Raw genomic sequence first — 19,908 nt, 5'->3', positions numbered from 1 at the left:
CGCTGCCTGCCCTCACGCTGCTGGCCTTCACCGCCGCCGCCCTGCTGCTCCTCGGAGCCGTTCCGCTCGGCCGCCACGGGCCGTTCGGACGCGGGCCGCTCGGCCACCGCGGTGGCCGTCCTGCTCTCGGAGATCTTGCTCTCGGAGGTCACCTGGTCCTCGCCGTCCTCACGCTGAGCGGCGGAGGTCCGGGCGCGTCGCGCGGGCCGCTCCACAGCCTTCTCGGCCGCGCCGGTCTTGGCCTCGGCCTTGGCGCCGGCGGCTCCCTGACCACCCGCGGCAGAGCCGCCCTGCTTGTCCTGAATGGCAGCGATGAGCTGGCTCTTACGCATTCCCGTCGTGCCGGTGATGCCCAGCTGCGACGCGAGCGTCTTCAGCTCGGGAAGCACCATGGCGGACAGACCTTCGCCACGGCGTCGCTTCGGGGCGGGCGCGTCGTTCAGCAGTTCGCTGGATTCGCTCACTAAGGGTCCTTCCCAGGGAGCGGGCCTGCTGCGGGAGTCCTGCCCGAGCAGCCCGATGATTCGATCCGGCGGGGGCGCCGGGTCTAGCGGTGGATGCACCGCTTGTAGGAATTTCTGGATACAGCCAGATGATCGCGGACTCGTCCCCAACGAATTCGGCAGAGGTGAGGGTGCACAGGCGCATCGGCAGGGCCGACGGGCACATGGCCCCGAGCGGGGCATCTGGTGCGGCTTCCAGCCTAACACCACCTGCGTGCACTTGAATTCCTTGAGGTCAGCGTGTCCGCGAATCAATGATCGCTCGACCGAACGCGGGCTCCTTCGGGGGCGACGTCCAGTGGGCGTATGTTCCACCCATTACCCAGATTCTGGGCAATCGATTCACATCGTGATGTGCTCGCGAACGCCAGGACGGTGGGCCCGGCCCCGGAGATCACGGCTGGAATTCCCGCCGCCCGCAGCCGATCGACCAGAGCCAGCGAGTCCGGCATGGCCGGTTCCCGGTAGGCCTGGTGCAACCGGTCTTCGGTCGCGTCCAGCAGCACTTCGTTGCCCATCTTGCTGGTGAGAGCGGCGATGAGCAAGGCCGCACGGGCAGAATTCGCCGCGGCGTCCCGATGCGTAACGTTCTCGGGGAGCAGTCCGCGCGCCCGTTTGGTGTCCAGCCGGGTGTCCGGGACGAACACCGTGACCTCGCGTTCGAGGTCGAGACGGACCACCTGAGGGCCGTCCGGACGGGTCCACGCGACGGTCAGCCCGCCCACGAGGCAGGGCGCGACATTGTCGGGATGCCCTTCGATCTCGTCGGCGAGTTCGAGCTCCCCGGTGAACGCGAACCCGGCCGGATGCAGGGCCTTGGCCGCGACGATCCCCGCGACGATCGCCGCCGACGACGATCCCATCCCCCGGCTGTGCGGGATCCGGTTCACGCATTCCAGCCGGATTCCGCCCAGTTCGGCGGGGCCGATCCGCTCCCACGCCCGCCGGAACGTCCTGACGATCAGATGTTTCTCGCCGAGCCCGGCCAGCTCCTCGCCCTCGCCGGAGATCTCGATCTCCACCCCGGACGGGATCAGCTCGACCGTGACCTCGTCCCGCAGGTCGAGCGCGAGCCCGAGGGAGTCGAAGCCCGGCCCCAGGTTGGCGCTGGTGGCCGGGGCCTCGACGGTGACGCGCCGGGTCATGCGAGGCCGAGGGCGGTGGCCGCGGCGTGCGCGTCGACCTGGACGGTCACCGGCGCAGGAGCGCCCGAGATGGCCCAGTCCGGGTCTTTGAGCCCGTTTCCGGTGACGGTGCAGACGATCCGCTGCCCCGGCTCGATCAGGCCCGCCTCGTGCGACTGGAGCAGCCCCGCGACCGAAGCGGCCGACGCCGGCTCGACGAAGACCCCCTCTTCACGGGCGAGCAGCCGGTAGGCGGCCAGGATCTGCCGGTCGGTGACGGCGTGGATCAGCCCGCCGGACTCGTCGCGGGCGGCGCTCGCCAGATCCCACGAGGCCGGGTTGCCGATCCGGATGGCCGTCGCGATGGTCTGCGGGTTGCTGACCGGGCCGCCGGACACGAACGGAGCCGCCCCCGACGCCTGGAAACCCATCATCCGCGGCGTTTTGGCGGCGATGCCGTCGGCCGCGTACTCCTTGTAACCCATCCAGTACGCCGAGATGTTGCCGGCGTTGCCGACGGGCAGGCAGTGGATGTCGGGCGCGTCGCCCAGCGCGTCGACGATCTCGAACGACGCCGTCTTCTGGCCCTGGAGCCGGAACGGGTTGACCGAGTTGACCAGCGCGACCGGGTAGTCGACGGCCAGCTTGCGGGCCAGTTCGAGGCAGTCGTCGAAGTTGCCGTCGACCTGGAGCAGCTTGGAGCCGTGCACGAGCGCCTGAGCCAGCTTGCCCATCGCGATCTTCCCGCGGGGCACCAGAACGGCACAGGTCATGCCCGCGCGGACGGCGTAGGCGGCGGCCGAGGCGGAGGTGTTGCCGGTGGACGCGCAGATGACGGCCTTGGCGCCGTCCTCGGCGGCCTTGGAGATCGCCATCGTCATGCCGCGGTCCTTGAACGAACCGGTCGGGTTCAGCCCCTCGACCTTGAGATAGACCTCGCAGCCCGTCAGGTCGGAGACCCTCCGCGCAGGCACGAGAGGCGTGTTGCCCTCCAGAAGAGTGACGACCGGCGTCTTCTCACTGACGGGAAGACGGTCGCGGTATTCCTCGATCAGCCCGCGCCAAGCGCTCACGACTGCCTCCTACTGAATAAGACCCGTCGCTGTGGCAGCAAACTGGCAGGTTTCTGTCATACCGGGACGGTAGGTGCCGTGAGCCCCGGTGGGCCGCCATCCAAACGGCCCACCAGAGCAGACAATGACCGTCAAAACAGAGCTCGCACGTATGTTACAGGTCGCCCTCTACCCGCATCACGGAAGCCACCTGACGGACCGACGGGTGCGAACGGAGGGATTCGACCGTCGCGGCGAGGGCGCTGTCGGGGGCCCGGTGGGTGACGATCACGAGCTGGGCGTCGTCGCCGTGGCCCTCCTGCCGGACGGCCTGGATCGACACGTCGTTCTTGGCGAACGCCTCGGCGACCTGGGCGAGCACACCGGCCTGGTCGGCGACGTCGAGCTGCACGTAGTAACGGGTGATGGTCCCGCCCATGGGCAGGATCGGCAGCGCCGCGTACGTGGTCTCGACCGGCCCCGAAGTGCCGTTGACCTTGTTGCGGGCCACCGCGACGATGTCGCCGAGCACCGCGCTGGCCGTCGGGGCGCCGCCCGCGCCGGCCCCGTAGAACATGAGGCTGCCGGCCGACTCGGCCTCCACGAACACCGCGTTGAACGCGCCGCGCACCGAAGCCAGCGGATGCGTCCTGGGGATCATCGCCGGGTGGACGCGGACCGAGACGCCCCGGTCCTCGACCCGCTCGCAGATCGCGAGGATCTTGACGACGCAGTCCATGGCCTTCGCGCCGGCGACGTCCGCGGCCGTCACCTCGGTGATGCCCTCGCGGTGCACGTCGGCGGCGGTGACGGGGGTGTGGAAGGAGAGCTGGGCGAGGATCGCGGCCTTCGCGGCGGCGTCGAACGCCTCGACGTCCGCGGTCGGGTCGGCCTCGGCGTAACCCAGCTCCTGGGCCTCCTCCAGCGCCTCGGTGAAACCGGCGCCGTGCGTGTCCATCTGGTCGAGGATGTAGTTGGTCGTCCCGTTGACGATCCCCAGCACCCGGTGGATCCGGTCGCCGACCAGCGACTCGCGCAACGGCCGCAGCAGCGGGATCGCGCCCGCCACCGAAGCCTCGTAGTAAAGGTCGACGCCGAACTCGCGGGCCGCGGTGAACAGGGTCTCGCCGTCCTCGGCCAGCAGGGCCTTGTTGGCGCTGACCACGGACTTCCCCGTCTTCAGAGCGCCGAGGATCAGTTCGCGGGCCGGTTCGATCCCGCCGACCACCTCGACCACGATGTCCACGTCGTCGCGGGTGACGAGGCCCAGGGCGTCGGTCGTCAGCAGCTCCGCGGGCACGCCCTCGCGGACCCGGTCGGGTCTGCGCACGGCGATCCCGGCCAGCTCCACCGGCGCACCCACCCTGGCTTCGAGATCATGAGCCTGCTCCCTGAGCAGCCGTACGACCTCGGTGCCGACGACACCACATCCCAGCAACGCCACCCGCACGGGTTTCACGACTCTCTACCCTCCGAAGTCCGAAAGCTCGGCATCGAGCCTCAACAGGTCGGCCGGGGTCTCCCGGCGGACGATCACACGCCCCTTGCCGTCGCGCACCGCGACCACGGCGGGCTTCGGCAGGAAGTTGTAGTTGCTCGCCATCGATCGACAGTACGCACCGGTGGCGGCGACGGCCACCAGGTCCCCGGGCGCAATATCTTCGGGCAACCATAGGTCACGGACCACGATGTCCCCAGATTCGCAGTGCTTACCGACAATTCTGCACAAGATCGGCTTTGCACTGCTCTCGCGGCTGACCAGCGCCGCGGTGTACTCCGCCCCGTACAGGGCGGTACGGAGATTGTCGGACATGCCGCCGTCGACCGACACGTACGTGCGGATCCCGTCGACGTCCTTGATCGTCCCGATCTCGTAGAGGGTGATCCCGCCGGGGCCCGAGATCGCGCGGCCCGGCTCGACGGTCAGCGTCGGCACCGGCAGGCCGTACGACAGGCACTCCTTGGCGACGATCCGGCGCATGTTGTCGGCGAGGACCTTGACGTCGATCGGGTCGTCGGAGCCCAGGTAGGCGATGCCGAAGCCGCCGCCCAGATCCAGCTCCGGCAGGACCAGGCCGTGCTCCTCCTTGATCGCGACCAGCAGCTCCGCGACGCGGTGGGCCGCGACCTCGAAGCCGTCCGTCTCGAAGATCTGCGAGCCGATGTGGGAGTGCAGGCCCACCAGCTCGAGCTGCGGCAGCGCCACGATCCGGCGGACCGCCTCCAGCGCCGCGCCCGAACTACGGGAGAAACCGAACTTCTGGTCATCGTGCGCGGTCGCGATGAACTCGTGGGTGTGCGCCTCGACGCCCGTCGTCACCCGGATCATGACCTTCGGCCGCAGGCCCAGGCGCTCCGCGTGGTAGGCGAGCCGGGTGATCTCCTCATAGGAGTCCAGGACGATCCGGCCGACACCCGCCTCCAAACCCATGATCAGCTCGTCGGCGGACTTGTTGCTGCCGTGCATCGTGATCTTCTCGGGCGGGAAGCCGACGGCCAGCGCCAACGCCAGCTCGCCGCCGCTGCACACGTCCAGGCCCAGGCCCTCCTCGTGCAGCCAGCGGACCAGCGCGCCGTTCAACGCCGCCTTGCCCGCATAGTGGACGCTGCCGCCCTCGAACGCCGACTTGAACTCGCGGGCCCGCTCCCGGACGTCCTGCTCGTCATAGACGTAGAGCGGGGTGCCGAACTCGCGCGCCAGATCCCGGACGTCGACGCCGCCGACCGTCAGGGCGCCGTCCTCGCGACGTGCCGTGCGCGGCCACACCAGCGGCGCGATCTCGTTGAGGTCCGCCGGCGGCGGAAGCGGGTGGTCGCCCGTCAGAACGTCGGCGTGCCTGTCCCCCGCGGGGTGAACTCTGCTGCTCACAGTCTCTCTCTTGCCGTTTCACCGAGCCTTGCCAGCCCGTTGCTCACAGTGACGCGGACGGCGTCGGCGAGAACGACCCGCGCGCCGTGCCGAGGAGTGGGCTCCTCGCGGGAACGCTCGTAGACGTCATGGAAGGCGTCGGCGATGCGCTCCAGCTGGAGCACCGGTTTTCGATGGCCGTCGAACGCCGCGAGCAGGCCGAGCAGCCTGATCTCGCCGTCGAGCGCGGTCAGATCCGCTGCGGGAGTACCGAGATCACGCGCGCGGCGCACCACGGCACAGGCCCGTTCATGGGCGAAGCGGACACGGAACCCCGGGTTGTCGAACGTCCGGGGGAAGTCCGGCCATCCCGGGCCCATCCTGCCACCCCGGCCGTAACCGGGATCGCGGCGGATCGCGTCCGCGACCCGTCCGGGAACCGTCAGGTGGACGGCCAGCAGACCAGGCCCTCTCGTCTCGACATGTGAGACGTCGGGGTGTTCGGCGAGCCGGTCGGCGATCGTCGCCGGGTCGAGGCGGTGCCGGAGCGCCACCGCCGACACATAAGTATCCTCCCAGGTGACGCTGGCAGAAGGCACGACGATCCCGGTGGCGGCCCGTACCGCCGCCACCACCATCGCGTCCACTTCCCCGGGAGTCACCCTGGTGAGGGTAGCCGACCACGATGTGGACACCCCACCCCTTTGTCTGGGCGGGCTACCGGGCGGGGGCGAGCGCGCGGACCGTCCTGATCAGCTCGCCCGGGTCGAACGGCTTCGTGACGTAGGCGTCGACGCCGATCTCCCGGCCGCGCACCACGTCCTTGTCCTGCGCCCGAGCAGTGATCATCACGACGCGGATGTGGGCCGTCGCCGGGTCCTCCCGCAGCTTGACGGCGGTCTCCCACCCGTCAAGACGCGGCATCATCACATCCAGTGTGATCACGTCGGGCGCCACTTCGCGCACCTTCGCCAAGCAGTCGGCCCCGTCCACGGCCGTCTCGACCGTGAACCCCTCCAACTGCAGATTCACCGCGATCAGCTGCCTGATCACCTCGTCGTCGTCCACGACCAGAACCCGCCCGAGCCTCTCCGCCACCCCCCAACGCTAACCCCCCGCCCCCTCCCCCACTCCCAAAACAACCTCGTACGCACCGCCCCCCGATCCCTGGTAGCCTTAACTCCCGTCGCCCCACGGCGACAAAGCACCAGCTCCCGTAGCTCAGGGGATAGAGCGTTGCCCTCCGGAGGCAAAAGCGCAGGTTCGAATCCTGCCGGGAGCGCCGACCCTGACGGGGTACGAACCTGCGGTTCGTACCCCGTCACCATTTCCGGGTATTTGCCCCGGATCTCACCGGGATCCCCCAGAATCCGGAAGACCGGCTTGATCCGATCACGCCCGGTCACAACGACCTCGTGCATGAGCGCCTTCTTACCTTGGACGTCCGGAGAACTCCATGATCTCTCCGACTTCCCGCACTCGAGGTTGGCGAGTTTGCCACCCCAGCTCCTGAACCCGCTTCCCCGCCACCTCCGGCATCGCCCCGGTCTCGAAAGCACTCAGATAGCGGTTGAGAGCCTCCTCACGGCGTGCGGTGGCAGGTCGATCGTGGCCCACACGTGGTGGCCGAGGGTGTCGCTTCCGCAGGCGCCCGTGCTGACGGCGAGTTCGGCGATGATCGCCAGTCCGCGGCCGCCGATCCGCAGGTCCTCCAGGCCCGGGACGTCGAAGTCTTCCGGGTCGGTTTCGGAAGGGGCGGCGGCGCTGCCGGTTCGGGTCCTGCCGCCGATCAGCCAGCCCGCGCCGCCCAGATCGGTGACGCCGATGTAGGCGAGCCCGCCGAAGATCACTTGCACGCCGAACCAGCCGCCGGGCCTGCCCGACCGCGTGTAGAGGCAGGAATTGTTGGCGAGTTCGTTGACGATGAGGCCCGCGTCGTCTTCACGGCCGGTGCCCTTGAACAGGCCCTCCACCGTCTTGCGTGCGGCGCGAACCTGCTCCAGCCGTCCCGGGAAGGTGAATCTCAGAGGTCCCGCGGGCGCGGACTCCAGCCACTCCCGCTGAGCGGCCTGCGTGCTTCCGAGCATGGTCGAACCTCCTGTGGTCGGACTCCAGCAGCCGAGCGACAGCGGGGATGCCAGGACATCGGGCCAGCCGCCGTGTCCAGCAGCACCAACGCGAGCGGGTGCCCGCCCCATCTGCGGATCGCGCTCCGTGCCGCGATCCGCAGGTTCGCGTCCTCACGGTGTAGTGCCTCCAGCACCGTCGGATCATCCAGGTCCCTTCGCTGAACCGCGGTCAGCGCCGTGTCGAGCAGGCCGGCGAGGTCGTCGACCAAGTCCGGATGCAGCTGGCCCTCAGCCGGTAGCCCGTCTGAGAAAGTCATCACCATTTCTCCTCTATCTGTGCATCGGGGGATCGGGACAGGCACACGCGAACACCACATAGGCGGCGGCCCCGACCCGGGTGCTCATCCAGTCGGCGTCGAGGTGCGCGATCGCTTGCGGGAAACGCGGGTCCCCGGTCCGCTCACCGTCGGCGATCAGCCAGTGCCGCAGCAGCCAGAGCGCCTGATCCCGCGTCAGCGGCCTCGCCTCGACCGGCAGCCGGTGCGGCGTGGACACGTGCCAGTGCGAGGCCGGGACGGGGAACGGCGCCATGCGAAATGACTCTCTGAGCGGTGGCTGAGCGCGTTCGGTTCGCCCGGGGGCGCTTTCCGAAGCGGCTGTCACCTGATCGTCGCGATGCGTAGGCATCCAAGGAAGGTGCTAGGACGACCGCGACTAGAGATCGTCACGGCTTATTCCGCAACGGAATGAAGCGAGCGAATTCAGCGAAGAAGTGTTTAACCTGGGCTCATGGACGAGGCACCCGGTTTCTGGTCCGCTCCGATCGTCGCCAGAGCACTCGCCACCTGCGACATGGCGACGCTCATGGAAGAGATCCGCAAGGCCCGGAACTGGAGCCAAGCCGACCTGGCCCACGCCGTCGGCTACACCCAGAGCTGGGCCTCCAAGGTGCTGCGCGGCGAAACCGCCCTCACCCTCGACCAGGTCCGCACCATCACCCGCCGACTCGGGATCCCCACGGAACTACTCCGGCTCGGCGACACCGCCGACAACCGAGCCGAGGAGGTGGATCCCGCGAACCGCAGACAGTTCGGCAAGCTCGCCGCCCTGGCGCTGCTGCCCACCCCCACCATCACCATCACCACGGCGGGCGGCGAAGCCACCGCCGCCGCACTCACCGCCATCACCGGCGCCCACCGCGGACTGGACCCGATGTTCAGCTCACGCGACCTCATCAAAGGCGTCACCGCGCACCTCGACTTCGCCCTCCGCGTCCACCACGACGCCGGCAAAGACGCCACCCTCATCGCGGGAGCCGTCAGCGAAGCCGCCGGATTCGCCGCCTGGCTGTCCATGGACATGCTCGACCTCGGCAGCGCCCGCACCTACTACCGGCAAGCCATCAACGCCGCCCGCCACGCCGGCAACCCCCTGCTCACCGCCTACATGACCGGCAGCCTCGCCGCCTTCGAAATCGACGCCGCCGCCGACCCCCACCTCGGCCTCGCCATGATCGACGAAGCCCGCCGCATCCTCGGCCCCACCCCCGCCGCCACCCCTGCCGCCTGGCTGTGCTCCCTGGAAGCCCTCGCCCACGCCACCATCCCCCAGCCCGACGAACAAGCCGCCACCCACGCCATCCGCCAAGCCGAACAAGCCATCCACCACGCAGAAGACCCCCCGCCCTGGCCGTGGATGTACCCCTTCGACCTCGCCAAACTCGCCCGCACCCGCGCCTCCATCGCCGTCCGCCTCGGCCAGCCCGCCCAAGCCGCCAGCGCCTTCGCCGAAGCCACCCCCACCAACCAGCCCGCCCCCAAACAAGCCGCCCTCACCGCCCTGGAAGTCGCCACCGCCACCCGCCAGCAAGGCCACCTCGAACAAGCCTTCACCCTCGCCGCCGAAGCCCTCCGCACCGGCATCACCTTCCGATCCGAACGGATCCTCCGCCAAGCCCGCCACTTCCGCTACGGCTACAGCGGCCCCACCACCCCCACCATCACCGAGTTCGACGACCAACTCCGCACCACACTCCTCTAGGAACCCCCGTGCGCATCGCCATCACCGGCCACCGGCTACTCCCACCCGCCACCGAAACCCTCATCACCGAGGCCCTCAACACCGAACTCGCCGCCCTCCCCACCCCACCCACCGGCATCAGCTGCCTAGCAGACGGCGCCGACGCTCTCTTCGCCCGCGCCATCCTCACCCACGGCGGCACCCTCGAAGCCGTCATCCCCGCCACCCACTACCAAGCCAGCCTCCCCACCGAACACCACCCCGAATACGACCGCCTCCTCGCCGCAGCGACCAAAATCCACCAACTCCCCTACACCGAATCAACCAGCGAAGCCCACCTCGCCGCAGGACTCCACATGCTCACCCTCGCCGACCACCTCTGGGCAGTCTGGGACGGCCTCCCCGCCAAAGGCCCCGGCGGCACCGCCGACATCGTCCAAGCCGCCCAGAACCTCAACCTCCCCATCCACATCATCTGGCCCCCAACCGCGAGCCGCATTTGATCAAGGGGGCTGGGATCACCAGACTCCCAAAACGCCCACGAGAGGATGCTTTGAGGCTCTCCTGCGGGCATGGCGCTCAGACGTTAGGTGGGGACGGGAGCCAGCCGCCGTAGCGGCGGTTCACGTGAATAAGCGGCCCGTCCTTGAACGGAGTGGAGTCCGCGGCGAGGACGCGACCGAACAGGATCGTATGGCTGCCCGCATGCACCTCGGCCTCGAGATGGCAGTCGAGAAATGCCAGGACGCCGGACGCCAGCCTCGGCAGCCCGAGCAGCAGGCCGGGGTACCAGGAGATACCGTCGAACTTGTCGTCGGAGCGGGACGCGAACAGATCGGACACCTCCTGGTGGCCCTGCCGGAGCAGGTTCACGGTGAAGCCCTGACTGTGCTGGATCGCAGGGAGGGTCGTGCTGTCCCGGTTGACGCAGGCCAGGACCGTGGGCGGTGTCGTCGTCACGCTGCAGAACGCGCTGCAGGTGAGGCCGCGGGGGCGGCCCCGCTCGTCGAGAGCGGTGATAACAGTGACGGGGTTGGGGAACGACCGCATGGTGGTGCGGAAGACCTGCTCGTCGACGGCGTCGTCTGCCGCCGTCCGCAGGAACACCGAATCGGTGTAAACGCCGTCGGCGCTCACGACTGGACGGCCGGCGCGGGCGCACCGAGGAGCCGGTCGACGGCGAACAGCGCTTCGTTGGCGGTGGCGATGGTGTCGGTGTCGTCGGGGTTGAACGCGAGCGCGAAGAAGCTGGTGACCAGGTGTTCCATGGCGGAGGCCAACTGCTCTTCCATCGGGACTCCCTAAGTTCTGTCGGTCAGTGTGGCGGTCAGAAGGCGTTGGCGGCCTTGAAGATGTGCAGCAGCCCGGCGACCTGGGCGGGCCCCTGGAACGCGAGGTACTCGGGTTGGACGAGCAGCGGAGCCCACTTGCCCTTGTAGGAGAGCTGGGACTTGGCCGGGTAGACGGCGCCGCCGTTTTCAAAGAACCAGTTCATGAACATGGTGAACGCGGGGCTCGCGCCGGGGGGTTCGTGCTCGGCGAGCAGCCCGGCGAACGGCGTGAACCCGAAGTGCAGCCAGGTGACGCCTTCGCCGCGAAACGCCTCGATCGCGGTCGCGTTGATGAGCTCCATGGTGCCGGGCGGACAGCCAGGGATACGGCGGCTCAGGTCGTGCAGCCAGCCGGGCCTGCTGCCGTACGCAGGGCTGTAGGAGATGTAGCCGATGGGGTCGTCACCGATGAAGCCGAGAAACAGACGGCGATGCGGCTGGAGAAGCCCGCCGCACTCGCCGACGAGGAACTCCAGCTCCTTGGTGTCTTCGCCCTTCCCGCCGAGCCACGCCTGGTCGATCTGCGCGACGGTGTCCTCGTGCTCGGCGTAATCGACCTCGCGGACGGTGAGCCCGGCCCGCCGAGCCCGCGAGATCTTGTTGCGGAGCTGCATGAACTTGGTGCCCTGGAGGGTGAACCGGGGCAGGTCGAGGCTGTAGGACGAGCCGACCTGGTTGACGGTGTAACCGTGCGACGCGTACAGCTCCAGGTCAGGCCCCTGGAGCTGTACGGCCAGTACTGTTTTGCCGGTGCGGGCGGCGTGCGCGCCGAACGCGTCGAGCAGCGCACCTCGCTCGTCCTCGGCTGCGAACGGCGCGGTGAACTGGATGAGGTAGGGCCCGGATGATCGATACACGACGACCCCGTTGAGGCCGGGTGCGGTGAACAACTCGTTGCCCGAGTTGAGGGCGAGGAAGGCGCTGGCGTTGTCGGCTGTGCCTCGGATGGTGTCGAGTACGGTGTCGGTGGTCGGGGCGGTCGCCATGCGGGCGTCCTTCCGGTTCGTCGGGGCGGCAGGTGCCGGATCAGTTGACCTTGCGGTCGAGTTCCTGCCAGAAGCGGTCGCGGAGCGTGCGGCGCATGACCTTGCCGGCGGGATTGCGGGGCAGCGCCTCCACTTGTTCGTACCGTTCGGGAATCTTGAAGTCGGCGAGGTGGCCGCGCAGGAACACCATGAGCTCGCGGTTCTTCGGGGTGGCGCCCTCACGGACGACGATGCAGGCGTGGAGAGCCTCGCCCCACCGGGTATCGGGGACGCCGAAAACAGCGGCGTCGTCGATGTCGGGGTGGCGGCAGAGCGCGTTCTCGATCTCGACGGGGTAGATGTTCTGGCCGCCGATGATGACCATGTCCTTGATGCGGTCGCCGATGAACAGGTACCCGTCGGCGTCGACATGGCCGGCGTCGCCTGTGCGCAGCCAGCCGTCGACGAGGGTCGCGGAGGTCGCATCGGGTAGGTTCCAGTACTCGAGCATTGCCGCGGGGGTCCGGAGGACGATCTCGCCGATCTGACCGGTCGGGCAGTCGGTGCCGTCGGGCCCGACGATCCGCAGTTCGACGTACGGGCAGGGCAACCCGGCCGACTTCAGCAGCGGGCTGCCCGGCACATGGTCCTTGGGCGGCAGGCACGTGGCGACGTTGCCGGTCTCGGTTCCGGCGTAGATCTGGAGGAACTCGCAGCCGATGACGTCCAGGCAGCGGCCGAGGAGCGCGTCGGAGATCGGCGAGCCGCCGTAGGCGACCTTCCGCAGCGACCTGAACGCCTCCGGGGTGGCGCGGGGTTCGTCCAGCAGCATCTGGAGCATCGACGGTGCCACGAACGTGGTCGTGATACCCGCGGATGCGATCAGGTTGAGGGCCGTCTCGCTGACGAACATGCGCATGACGACGTTGGTGATGCCGGCGTGCAGGCACTGGACGGTCCACGACAGGCCGGCGATCTGGAAACCGGGCAGCGACACGAGGCTCTTGTCGTCAGGCCGCCAGTCCATCCAGCCGAGACCGCCCTGCATGGCCTCAGCGAACAGGAAGAAGCTGATGTTCGGCAGAACAACGCCCTTGGGGAGGCCGGTCGTGCCGCTTGTGTAGATCTGGACGACCGGGTCCGCCGGGAGGGGCGTGTGGGTGGGGGCCTCCTCCGGAGTCCCCTCCTTCCACGCGGCGAACCCGGCGGCGCGCTCCTCGGCGCCGTCGATCCGCACGATGTGCTTGAGGCCGGGCAGCGACGGCTGGACCTGTTCGGCGAGCCGCTCGTACTCGCGCTCGACGAACAGCAGTTCCGAGCCGGAGTCGCGGAGCACGTGGTCGACCTCGACGCCGGTGAGCCGCCAGTTGACGGGGACCAGGACGATCCCGCTCCGGGCGCACGCATAGACTATCTCGTAGTAATGCTCGGACTCGCGGCCCAGGTAGGCGGCACGGGAGCCAGCGGTGAGGCCGGCGCGCAGCAGCGCGTGCGCGGTCCTGCCGCTTTCGCGGTGCAGCCGGGCGAAGTCGGTGGTGCGGTCCTCGCAGACGAGGGCCGGGTGGCCGGGGCGCTGCGCGGCTTGCGCGGCGAGGCTCTCCGCGAGGGTGCGGATCGGGTCTGAGTGGTCCATGGTCTCCTCGCTGGTCGTGGCCGGGGGCTTCATGCGGTGGCCAGTTCGGCGGACAGGTGGGCGCCGAGGAGGCTGGGCGACGGGTGGTCGAACGCGAGGGACGCGGAAAGCGTGGTGCCGAGGAATGCCTCCAGATCGTTCTTCAGCAGAACGGCGGCGAGAGAGTCCAGGCCCAGTTCGGAGAACTCGGTGCCGGGGTCGATGTCCTCGGCGCCGTCGAAACCGAGGATCTGCGCGACGCGGGCGCGCAGGTAGTCGACGAGCCGGTCGGTGCGCTCGTTCGGAGGCAGAGTGTCCAGCGTGGCGCGGTCGGGATGGGTGAGCGCCGGTACCGCGGCGCCGCCGGTGACATGTTCGAGGAACGGGTGGGGGCGGCCGGTGGAGGCAGCCAGACGGGTCCAGTCGACCTCGCCGACGAGCACCTGCGGGCTTCTACGGCCGAGAGCGGCGAACAGGGCGCGCAACCCGTCGTCGGGGCGGACCAGACGGATGCCTTGCCGTTCGAGGCTGCGCCGGAACATGTCGCCGAGGGCGGTGGCCATGCCGGAGCCCGCCCACGGACCCCAGTTGACGGACAGGCCCGCCGCGCCGGAGGCAGCCCTCCGGGTGAGGGCGGCATCGAGGTAGGCGTTGGCGGCGGCGTAGTTGGCCTGCCCAGGCGGCCCGAGGAGGGACGCGAGCGAGGAGTAGCCGACGAAGAATCCGACGCCGGCCGCCAGCTTCTCCTGGAGCAGCCTGGTGCCGTAGACCTTGCTGCGGAACACGGTGTCAAAGGATTCCCAGGTGAGGGCCGGCACCATCGCGTCGGCGAGGACTCCGGCGGCGTGGACGATCCCTGCCAGCGGCCGTCCGGTCGCGGTGATGGCGGCGCCGATCCTGTCGACGTCCGCGGGTTCGGCCACGTCGGCGGCGACGACCGTGGTCTCGGGGGGTAGGCCGAGACCGGCCAGGGCAGTCGGGTCGGCGCTGCGCCCGGTGAGGACCAGGAACCGGGCTCCGCGTTCCGCAAGGGCGCGGGCTGCGGCGAGGCCGAGGCCGCCGAGGCCGCCGGTGACGAGGTAGGCGGCGTCGGCCTCGATCTCGACAGGCTCCTCAGCCGGTGCGGTCTTCGCCGGGACGAGCCGCTGGACGTGCCGGAGCCCGTTGCGGAAGGCGATCTGGTCCTCGCCGTCGTCGGCCTGCCACTCCCGGACGAGCTGCTCGGCTCCGCCGGGTTCGATGTCGACGAGAGTGACGCGCCGGGCCGGATACTCGTTGCTGAGGGCGCGGCCGAATCCCCAGAGCGTCGCGGCAGCGGGCGCCTCGTCGCCGCCGGGGTCGCCGGGCAGGTGCTGGGCGGCCTCGGTGACGAGCCACAGGCGGGCCGGGGAGCGCCGCTCCTCCAGGTCGGCGACCAGGGCGAGCAGGTCGCGGTAGTTGGCCTCGCACTCGGCGCGCAGCGCCTCCACTCCGGATCCGGCGATGGCGACGGGACGCCAGAACCAGCAGACGTCCGTGACGTTCTGCGGGCCGGGCGCGCCGGCCGGGGCGAGGCCGACGCCCCTGTGGGCGGCCGCCTCCGCGAGACCGGCGGGCCCGGGCCCGCCGGCTGTGAGGACCGAACGCGACCTGATCTCCACTGGAACCGGCCTGGTCTCCCAGCGTGGTTCGTGGACGAGCTGCGGCCCGGTCCTGACGGCTCCGGCGAGCCGCCGGAACCGCAGCCCCTCGATCGTGCAGACGGGGTCGCCTGCGTCGAGCAGGACGAGGTCGGCGAGGAGGGCCGTGTCGTCGCCGGGAAGGAGCCGCAGCACCGCGCGCAGGTCGGTGCCCCTCGGCTTGCGGTGCAGTCGCAGTCGGCCGATCCGGTCGGGCAGGTAGCGGTCGCCGGTATCGGCGACGGCCGCGACGGTCTGGAGCGCCGCGTCCAGGACGGCGGGCGGCAGGTGGACGAGTGGTTCTCCGGACGTGTCGCCGCGCAGGTCGGCGGCGGAGCGGTCGCCGTGCCTGACGACCCGGTGGATCCTGCTGAACTCGGGCCCGAGGTCCATGCCCGCCGAACGGTACCCGGCGTACAGCTCCTCGGCGGTGTACTCACGCTCCGCGACACCAGGGGGCTCGGCCACGAAGCCGGTGTCAGGGTCGGGTGCCTGCTCGGCGGTCCACGCGGCTGTCACATGGCGGCGTTCGACGTTCCCGGACACGCTGGAGATCTCGACCAGGACGCGGCCGTCGGTGCTGGAACGGTACCGGGTGACGAGCTCGATGCCGGAGCCGTCCTCGGGCAGGAACAGCGGTTCCTGCACGTCGAGGTCCTCGACGGGCAGGTCGGTGCGGCCCGTGACGGCGTCCTGAAGCGCCAGGACGATCTCCACGAACCCCGCCACCGGAAATATGATCTTTCCAAGCCCGCGGTGGTCTCGCAGGTAGGCCGGACGATCCGCGGACACCGGCCCGCGGAATTCGCCTTCGCCCGCCGGAGAGCCCAGCAGAGGGTGCCGGGCCGGGCCCGACGCCCGCCCGGACAGCCGGCCGCCCTTCAGCGGAAGCCAGTGCCGCCGCCGGTCGAACGGGTAGACGGGCAGCGCCGTCTTCCGATGGCCGGCGCCCGCGTGATAGCCGGCCCAGTCCACCGTGAGGCCCGCGGAGTACAGCGCCGCGAGGGACTGCCGCACGATCAAGGCATCCGGGTCGGACGCCTTCGTACTGGCCGCCCACACGTGGTCGTCCGGCCTGTCGACGCTGCGCATCGCCAGGGCCGTGTACTGCCGGGTCGGGCCGATCTCGACGAACGCGTGCCTGCCGCGCTTGGCGACCGCGACGATGGCGTCGGCGAACCGGACGGGCTCGCGCATCTGCCGCACCCAGTACTCCGGCGTGCAGATGTCCCGGGGCCGGGCGATCTGGCCGGTGAGCGTCGAGATGATGGCAAGGCCCGGCTCGCGGAACGTGATGCCCTCCAGCCGGCTCCTGAACTCGTCAGCGACCTCGTCCATGAGCGATGAGTGGAACGCGTGCGACACCGCCAGGCGCTTGGACCGCAGACCCGCGGCCGTCAGCGCCTCGGCGGCACGTTCGACGCCCTCGGCGGCGCCCGACAGCACACAGCTTCCGGGCGCGTTGAACGCGGCGAACCCGACGTCCGGCAGGTTCCGCAGGAACGGTGTGACGTCTTCGGCCGGCGCCGACACCGAGAGCATCGCGCCGGGCGCCTTCACCGCGCCCATCAGAGAGGCCCGTGCCGCGACGAGCGCGACCGCGTCGGCCAGATCGAACACCCCGGCGACGGCCGCGGCGGCGACCTCGCCGATGCTGTGCCCGACGAGCGCCCGCGGGCGGATGCCCCACGACAGCCACAGCCGGGCCAGCGCGTACTCCAGGCTGAACAGGGCGGGCTGCGTCAACGACGTGTCATGGATGAGGTCCGGAGCACCGTCCTCGCCGAGGATCACCGCTTTGACCGACCGGCCCAAGTGCTGGGCGAACAGTTCGTCGCACGCGTCCAGGTGGCGGCGGAACACGGGGAAGCGTTCCAGCAGCGCCGCCCCCATCCCCACGTACTGGGCGCCCTGGCCGGCGAACACGAACGCCGTCCTGCGCAGGTCGCCCGGCTTCGAGGAACGGCCGTCGGCCTGTTCCAGCCACAGGTCCAGGGCCTTGACGAGGCCGTCACGGTCGTCGGCCGCCGCGGCGAACCGCAGCGGGAAGTGCGAGCGGCCCGTGTTCGTGGTGAAGCACACGTCGCCTGGATCCGGTGCCGGATCATCCAGTAGCAGGGCACGATGCCGGTGGACCTGTTCGGCCAGCGACGCAGGACTCTTCGCCGACAGCGTCAGAAGGTGACCGGCCGGACGAGTGACGCGCTCCGCCCGCGGCCGCGGCGCGGGCGCCTGCTCCAGAACGGTCGTCGCGATCGTACCGGTGAACCCGAACGAGTTCACCAGCGCACGCCGCACCGGCGCTTCCCAGGGGCCCGTCCGCAACGGTATCCGCACCGGTGACTCCGCCCATGGGATGCGTTTGGACGGCTCGTCCAGGTTCAGGTGCGGATAGAAGACGCCCTCACGGAGCTGAAGGGCGGTCTTGATGATCCCGGCTACGCCTGCCGCGGGCTCCAGATGCCCCAGGTTCGTCTTCACCGAGGCGACCGTCACCGGGTTCTCGGGAGAGTGCGAGTCACGGAACAGATCGCTGATCGCACCGATCTCGATCGGGTCGCCCAGCGGCGTACCGGTGCCGTGCGCCTCCACATACTGGATGTCGGAGGGGCCGAGCCGGGCGCTGCCGAGCGCCGCCCGCATGACGGCCTGCTGCGCGATCCCGTTCGGGACGGTCAGACCGGCGCTTTCGCCGTCCTGACGGACGGCCGTCCCGCGGATCAGCGCGATGACCTCGTCTCCGTCTGCGAGCGTGTCCGACAGGCGCTTCAGCACCAGGACTCCGCAGCCTTCGCCGCGCGCGTAACCGTCGGCGGACTCGTCGAACGTCTTGCAGCGGCCGTCGGGCGCGAGCATACCCGCGGCGGAGAACGCGATACTGGCCATCGGGTGATGGATCGCGTTGACGCCGCCGGCGAGGGCGACCCCGCACTCGCGACCCCGCAGCCCCGCCACCGCCATGTGCACGGCGACCAGCGACGACGAGCACGCCGTGTCGACCGTCACGCTCGGGCCCCTCCAGCCCAGGAAGTACGAGAGTCGCCCCGAGACCGCGCTGTGCGCGACACCAGGGCCGACGGCCGCGTCGATGTCCGCCAGGTCCAGAGACTCCAGCTCGAACCCGTAGTCCATCGATCCCGCGCCCAGGTAGACGCCGTGGTCGCCGTGGCGCAGCGCCGCCGGGTTCAGGTTCGCGTGCTCCAGTGCCTCCCAGGCCGTCTCGAGGACGAGCCGCTGCTGCGGGTCGAGGAACTTGGCCTCTTTGGGGGAGATGTTGAAGAAACGTGCGTCGAACCGTTCGATGTCCTCGAGGAACCCGCCCCCGCGCGCGCGGACCTTCCCCACGCAGTCGACGGCGTCCGGGTCCGCGGTGAACTCCGCTCCCCACCGGGACGGTGGCGTCGGACCGGTGCCGCGCCCGCCACGCTTCAGGAACGCCGCCAGGTCGCCGGGGGTGGCGTTGCCGCCGGGCATCCTCAGGCCCATGCCCACGATGGCGATCGGTTCGTGCTTTTCCCGCAGCAGCCGCCGGAGCGCCTCCCGCTCCTGCTGCGACGCCGTCGGCTCGCTCATGAAGGTCCCGCCTCCGCGATGGTCGTGAACGTCATTCCGGGGATGATGTGTAGAGGTCGTCGAGGAGTTCGTCGACAAGCCGGTCCTCCGGCGAGGGGGCGGCCGCGGCAGCCGGAGCGGGCGCCGTGAAGTGGACGGCGAGCGCGTTTTCGGCCAGGTACTCGACCAGGGCGTCGATGGTCGGCCGGTTGAACAGCTCGTTCGCGCTGATCTCGCAACCGAGTGCGATCTCCAGCCGCTGCTTCACCTCGGTCAGCCGCAGGGACGTGAACCCGAGCTCGAAGAAGCTGGTGCTGGTCGGCAGCTCTTCTTCGCCCTCCATCATGGCGACCGCCAGGAACTCCGCGACGATCAGGGATTCCAGTGCCTCCCGCCGCTCGGACCTGGGCAGTTCGCGCAGCTTTCGGATCTCCGGTGGCTCTGCTGGCATGAGGTCGGGTCCTTTCGGTCCGGAGGGAGGCGCGACCCGTGTCGGTTCGCGGAGAGGGCAGGATTCGAACCTGCGAGGGCGTGAACCCAGCCGGCGCAACGCCGACCCCGTTAGGCCGCTACGGGTACCTCTCCAGTGGAAATGCGCCGAACAGGCTGGCGCTTTTCGCGGAGAGGGCAGGATTCGAACCTGCGAGGGCGTGAACCCAGCCGGCGCAACGCCGACCCCGTTAGGCCGCTACGGGTACCTCTCCTTGATACTACGAACTAGATGCCCTTTTGGTGCGGCGCCTTGTTCGACGCCTTGAGATAACCATTTCTCGACAAGGTTTGTAAAGGGGTCACATTTTTGGCGCACCAGCAATGTCAGTCTCATATCAGCGGACTGTCATTCGCCCTTTTCAGAGCGGGTCCGACCCGGCCGCGCGGAGGCTCGGGCCCGTTTGAGGCTCGCGGCCGCCGCCAGCCGTACCTGACGTCTCACCATCTGAGCAGGCAGTCGGCGCTGGATGCGCCTCCGCCAGCAGGCCGGCCGGCCGTGACAACGGAACTACATTCCTTCACGACCGTGCGTTTTGTGGGTGCCAATCCGCCTGTCAGCGACAAAAGGGCACCTAGTCCGTTGAATCGAGGATGATCTGCCGTGCACATCGGCGCGGATTTTCAAAGGTCAGTGACTCAGACTTGACAAGATTGCTGGCAAGCCGTGTAGATAGTCTCGATCT

At 69.5% G+C, this 19,908-nt stretch carries 17 protein-coding genes and 3 tRNA genes; 3 read left to right on the top strand and 17 right to left on the bottom strand.

Annotated features, from left to right (window positions below; translation table 11 throughout):
• From ACYVE7_RS04425 to ACYVE7_RS04395, 7 genes are all read right to left on the bottom strand, one after another.
• Positions 1-464 (bottom strand): Rho termination factor N-terminal domain-containing protein (locus tag ACYVE7_RS04425; protein WP_460363230.1); only part of this gene is annotated, 464 nt, incomplete at its 3' end.
• Positions 465-754: 290 nt separating this feature from the next.
• The gene (thrB, locus tag ACYVE7_RS04420) at positions 755-1,648 is read right to left on the bottom strand and encodes a homoserine kinase (protein WP_460363229.1); all 894 of its coding nucleotides are present in this window, start codon (positions 1,646-1,648) and stop codon (positions 755-757) included.
• Positions 1,645-2,700 carry a threonine synthase gene (gene thrC / locus ACYVE7_RS04415; protein WP_460363228.1) on the bottom strand — a complete coding sequence of 352 codons (1,056 nt, stop codon included), beginning with the start codon at positions 2,698-2,700 and terminating at the stop codon, positions 1,645-1,647. Before thrC ends, thrB begins: the two co-directional genes overlap by 4 nt.
• A gap of 154 nt (positions 2,701-2,854) precedes the next feature.
• Positions 2,855-4,138 (bottom strand): homoserine dehydrogenase, encoded by a 1,284-nt coding sequence (locus tag ACYVE7_RS04410; RefSeq protein WP_460363227.1) that lies wholly within the window; start codon positions 4,136-4,138, stop codon positions 2,855-2,857.
• A 6-nt stretch (positions 4,139-4,144) separates the two neighbouring features.
• Positions 4,145-5,548 carry a diaminopimelate decarboxylase gene (gene lysA / locus ACYVE7_RS04405; RefSeq protein WP_460363226.1) on the bottom strand — a complete coding sequence of 468 codons (1,404 nt, stop codon included), beginning with the start codon at positions 5,546-5,548 and terminating at the stop codon, positions 4,145-4,147.
• Positions 5,545-6,189, bottom strand: coding sequence for an anticodon-binding protein (locus ACYVE7_RS04400; protein ID WP_460363225.1), 645 nt, complete (start codon positions 6,187-6,189; stop codon positions 5,545-5,547). The genes lysA and ACYVE7_RS04400 overlap by 4 nt, the downstream gene beginning before the upstream one ends.
• Positions 6,190-6,244: 55 nt before the next feature.
• The gene (locus ACYVE7_RS04395) at positions 6,245-6,625 is read right to left on the bottom strand and encodes a response regulator transcription factor (protein ID WP_460363224.1); all 381 of its coding nucleotides are present in this window, start codon (positions 6,623-6,625) and stop codon (positions 6,245-6,247) included.
• A gap of 112 nt (positions 6,626-6,737) precedes the next feature.
• Between ACYVE7_RS04395 and ACYVE7_RS04390 the strand changes: the two genes are divergently transcribed.
• Positions 6,738-6,809: transfer RNA gene (locus ACYVE7_RS04390), tRNA-Arg, on the top strand.
• 277 nt (positions 6,810-7,086) lie between these two features.
• On the opposite strand, the gene ACYVE7_RS04385 is transcribed toward ACYVE7_RS04390, so the two are convergent.
• Positions 7,087-7,614 carry an ATP-binding protein gene (locus ACYVE7_RS04385; protein WP_460363223.1) on the bottom strand — a complete coding sequence of 176 codons (528 nt, stop codon included), beginning with the start codon at positions 7,612-7,614 and terminating at the stop codon, positions 7,087-7,089.
• A 312-nt stretch (positions 7,615-7,926) separates the two neighbouring features.
• Positions 7,927-8,187, bottom strand: a complete 261-nt coding sequence (locus tag ACYVE7_RS04380; protein ID WP_460363222.1) for a hypothetical protein — start codon at positions 8,185-8,187, stop codon at positions 7,927-7,929.
• A gap of 198 nt (positions 8,188-8,385) precedes the next feature.
• Between ACYVE7_RS04380 and ACYVE7_RS04375 the strand changes: the two genes are divergently transcribed.
• Positions 8,386-9,636 (top strand): helix-turn-helix domain-containing protein, encoded by a 1,251-nt coding sequence (locus ACYVE7_RS04375; protein WP_460363221.1) that lies wholly within the window; start codon positions 8,386-8,388, stop codon positions 9,634-9,636.
• Between the two features lie 8 nt (positions 9,637-9,644).
• Positions 9,645-10,118 (top strand): hypothetical protein, encoded by a 474-nt coding sequence (locus tag ACYVE7_RS04370; RefSeq protein ID WP_460363220.1) that lies wholly within the window; start codon positions 9,645-9,647, stop codon positions 10,116-10,118.
• A gap of 76 nt (positions 10,119-10,194) precedes the next feature.
• Here ACYVE7_RS04370 and ACYVE7_RS04365 read toward each other — a convergent pair whose 3' ends face one another.
• From ACYVE7_RS04365 to ACYVE7_RS04330, 8 genes are all read right to left on the bottom strand, one after another.
• Positions 10,195-10,752, bottom strand: a complete 558-nt coding sequence (locus ACYVE7_RS04365) for a flavin reductase family protein (protein WP_460363219.1) — start codon at positions 10,750-10,752, stop codon at positions 10,195-10,197.
• Entirely contained in the window at positions 10,749-10,907 is a 159-nt protein-coding gene (locus tag ACYVE7_RS04360; RefSeq protein ID WP_460363218.1) for a hypothetical protein, read from the bottom strand. The genes ACYVE7_RS04365 and ACYVE7_RS04360 overlap by 4 nt, the downstream gene beginning before the upstream one ends.
• 35 nt (positions 10,908-10,942) lie before the next feature.
• Entirely contained in the window at positions 10,943-11,932 is a 990-nt protein-coding gene (locus tag ACYVE7_RS04355; protein WP_460363217.1) for a bifunctional lysylphosphatidylglycerol flippase/synthetase MprF, read from the bottom strand.
• 40 nt (positions 11,933-11,972) lie between these two features.
• Positions 11,973-13,544 carry a long-chain-fatty-acid--CoA ligase gene (locus tag ACYVE7_RS04350; protein WP_460363216.1) on the bottom strand — a complete coding sequence of 524 codons (1,572 nt, stop codon included), beginning with the start codon at positions 13,542-13,544 and terminating at the stop codon, positions 11,973-11,975.
• A 29-nt stretch (positions 13,545-13,573) separates the two neighbouring features.
• Positions 13,574-18,754: a type I polyketide synthase gene (locus tag ACYVE7_RS04345; RefSeq protein WP_460363215.1), complete on the bottom strand. Its 5,181-nt coding sequence runs from the start codon at positions 18,752-18,754 to the stop codon at positions 13,574-13,576.
• A gap of 31 nt (positions 18,755-18,785) precedes the next feature.
• Positions 18,786-19,184 (bottom strand): acyl carrier protein, encoded by a 399-nt coding sequence (locus ACYVE7_RS04340; RefSeq protein ID WP_460363214.1) that lies wholly within the window; start codon positions 19,182-19,184, stop codon positions 18,786-18,788.
• 49 nt (positions 19,185-19,233) lie between these two features.
• Positions 19,234-19,318 (bottom strand) — tRNA-Gln (locus tag ACYVE7_RS04335).
• Between the two features lie 34 nt (positions 19,319-19,352).
• Positions 19,353-19,437: transfer RNA gene (locus tag ACYVE7_RS04330), tRNA-Gln, on the bottom strand.
• Positions 19,438-19,908 lie beyond the last annotated feature (471 nt).

This window comes from Actinocorallia lasiicapitis (assembly GCF_054778695.1).
Note: the sequence above shows the minus strand (reverse complement) of the source record. Positions and strands in the feature narration are given on the sequence as shown.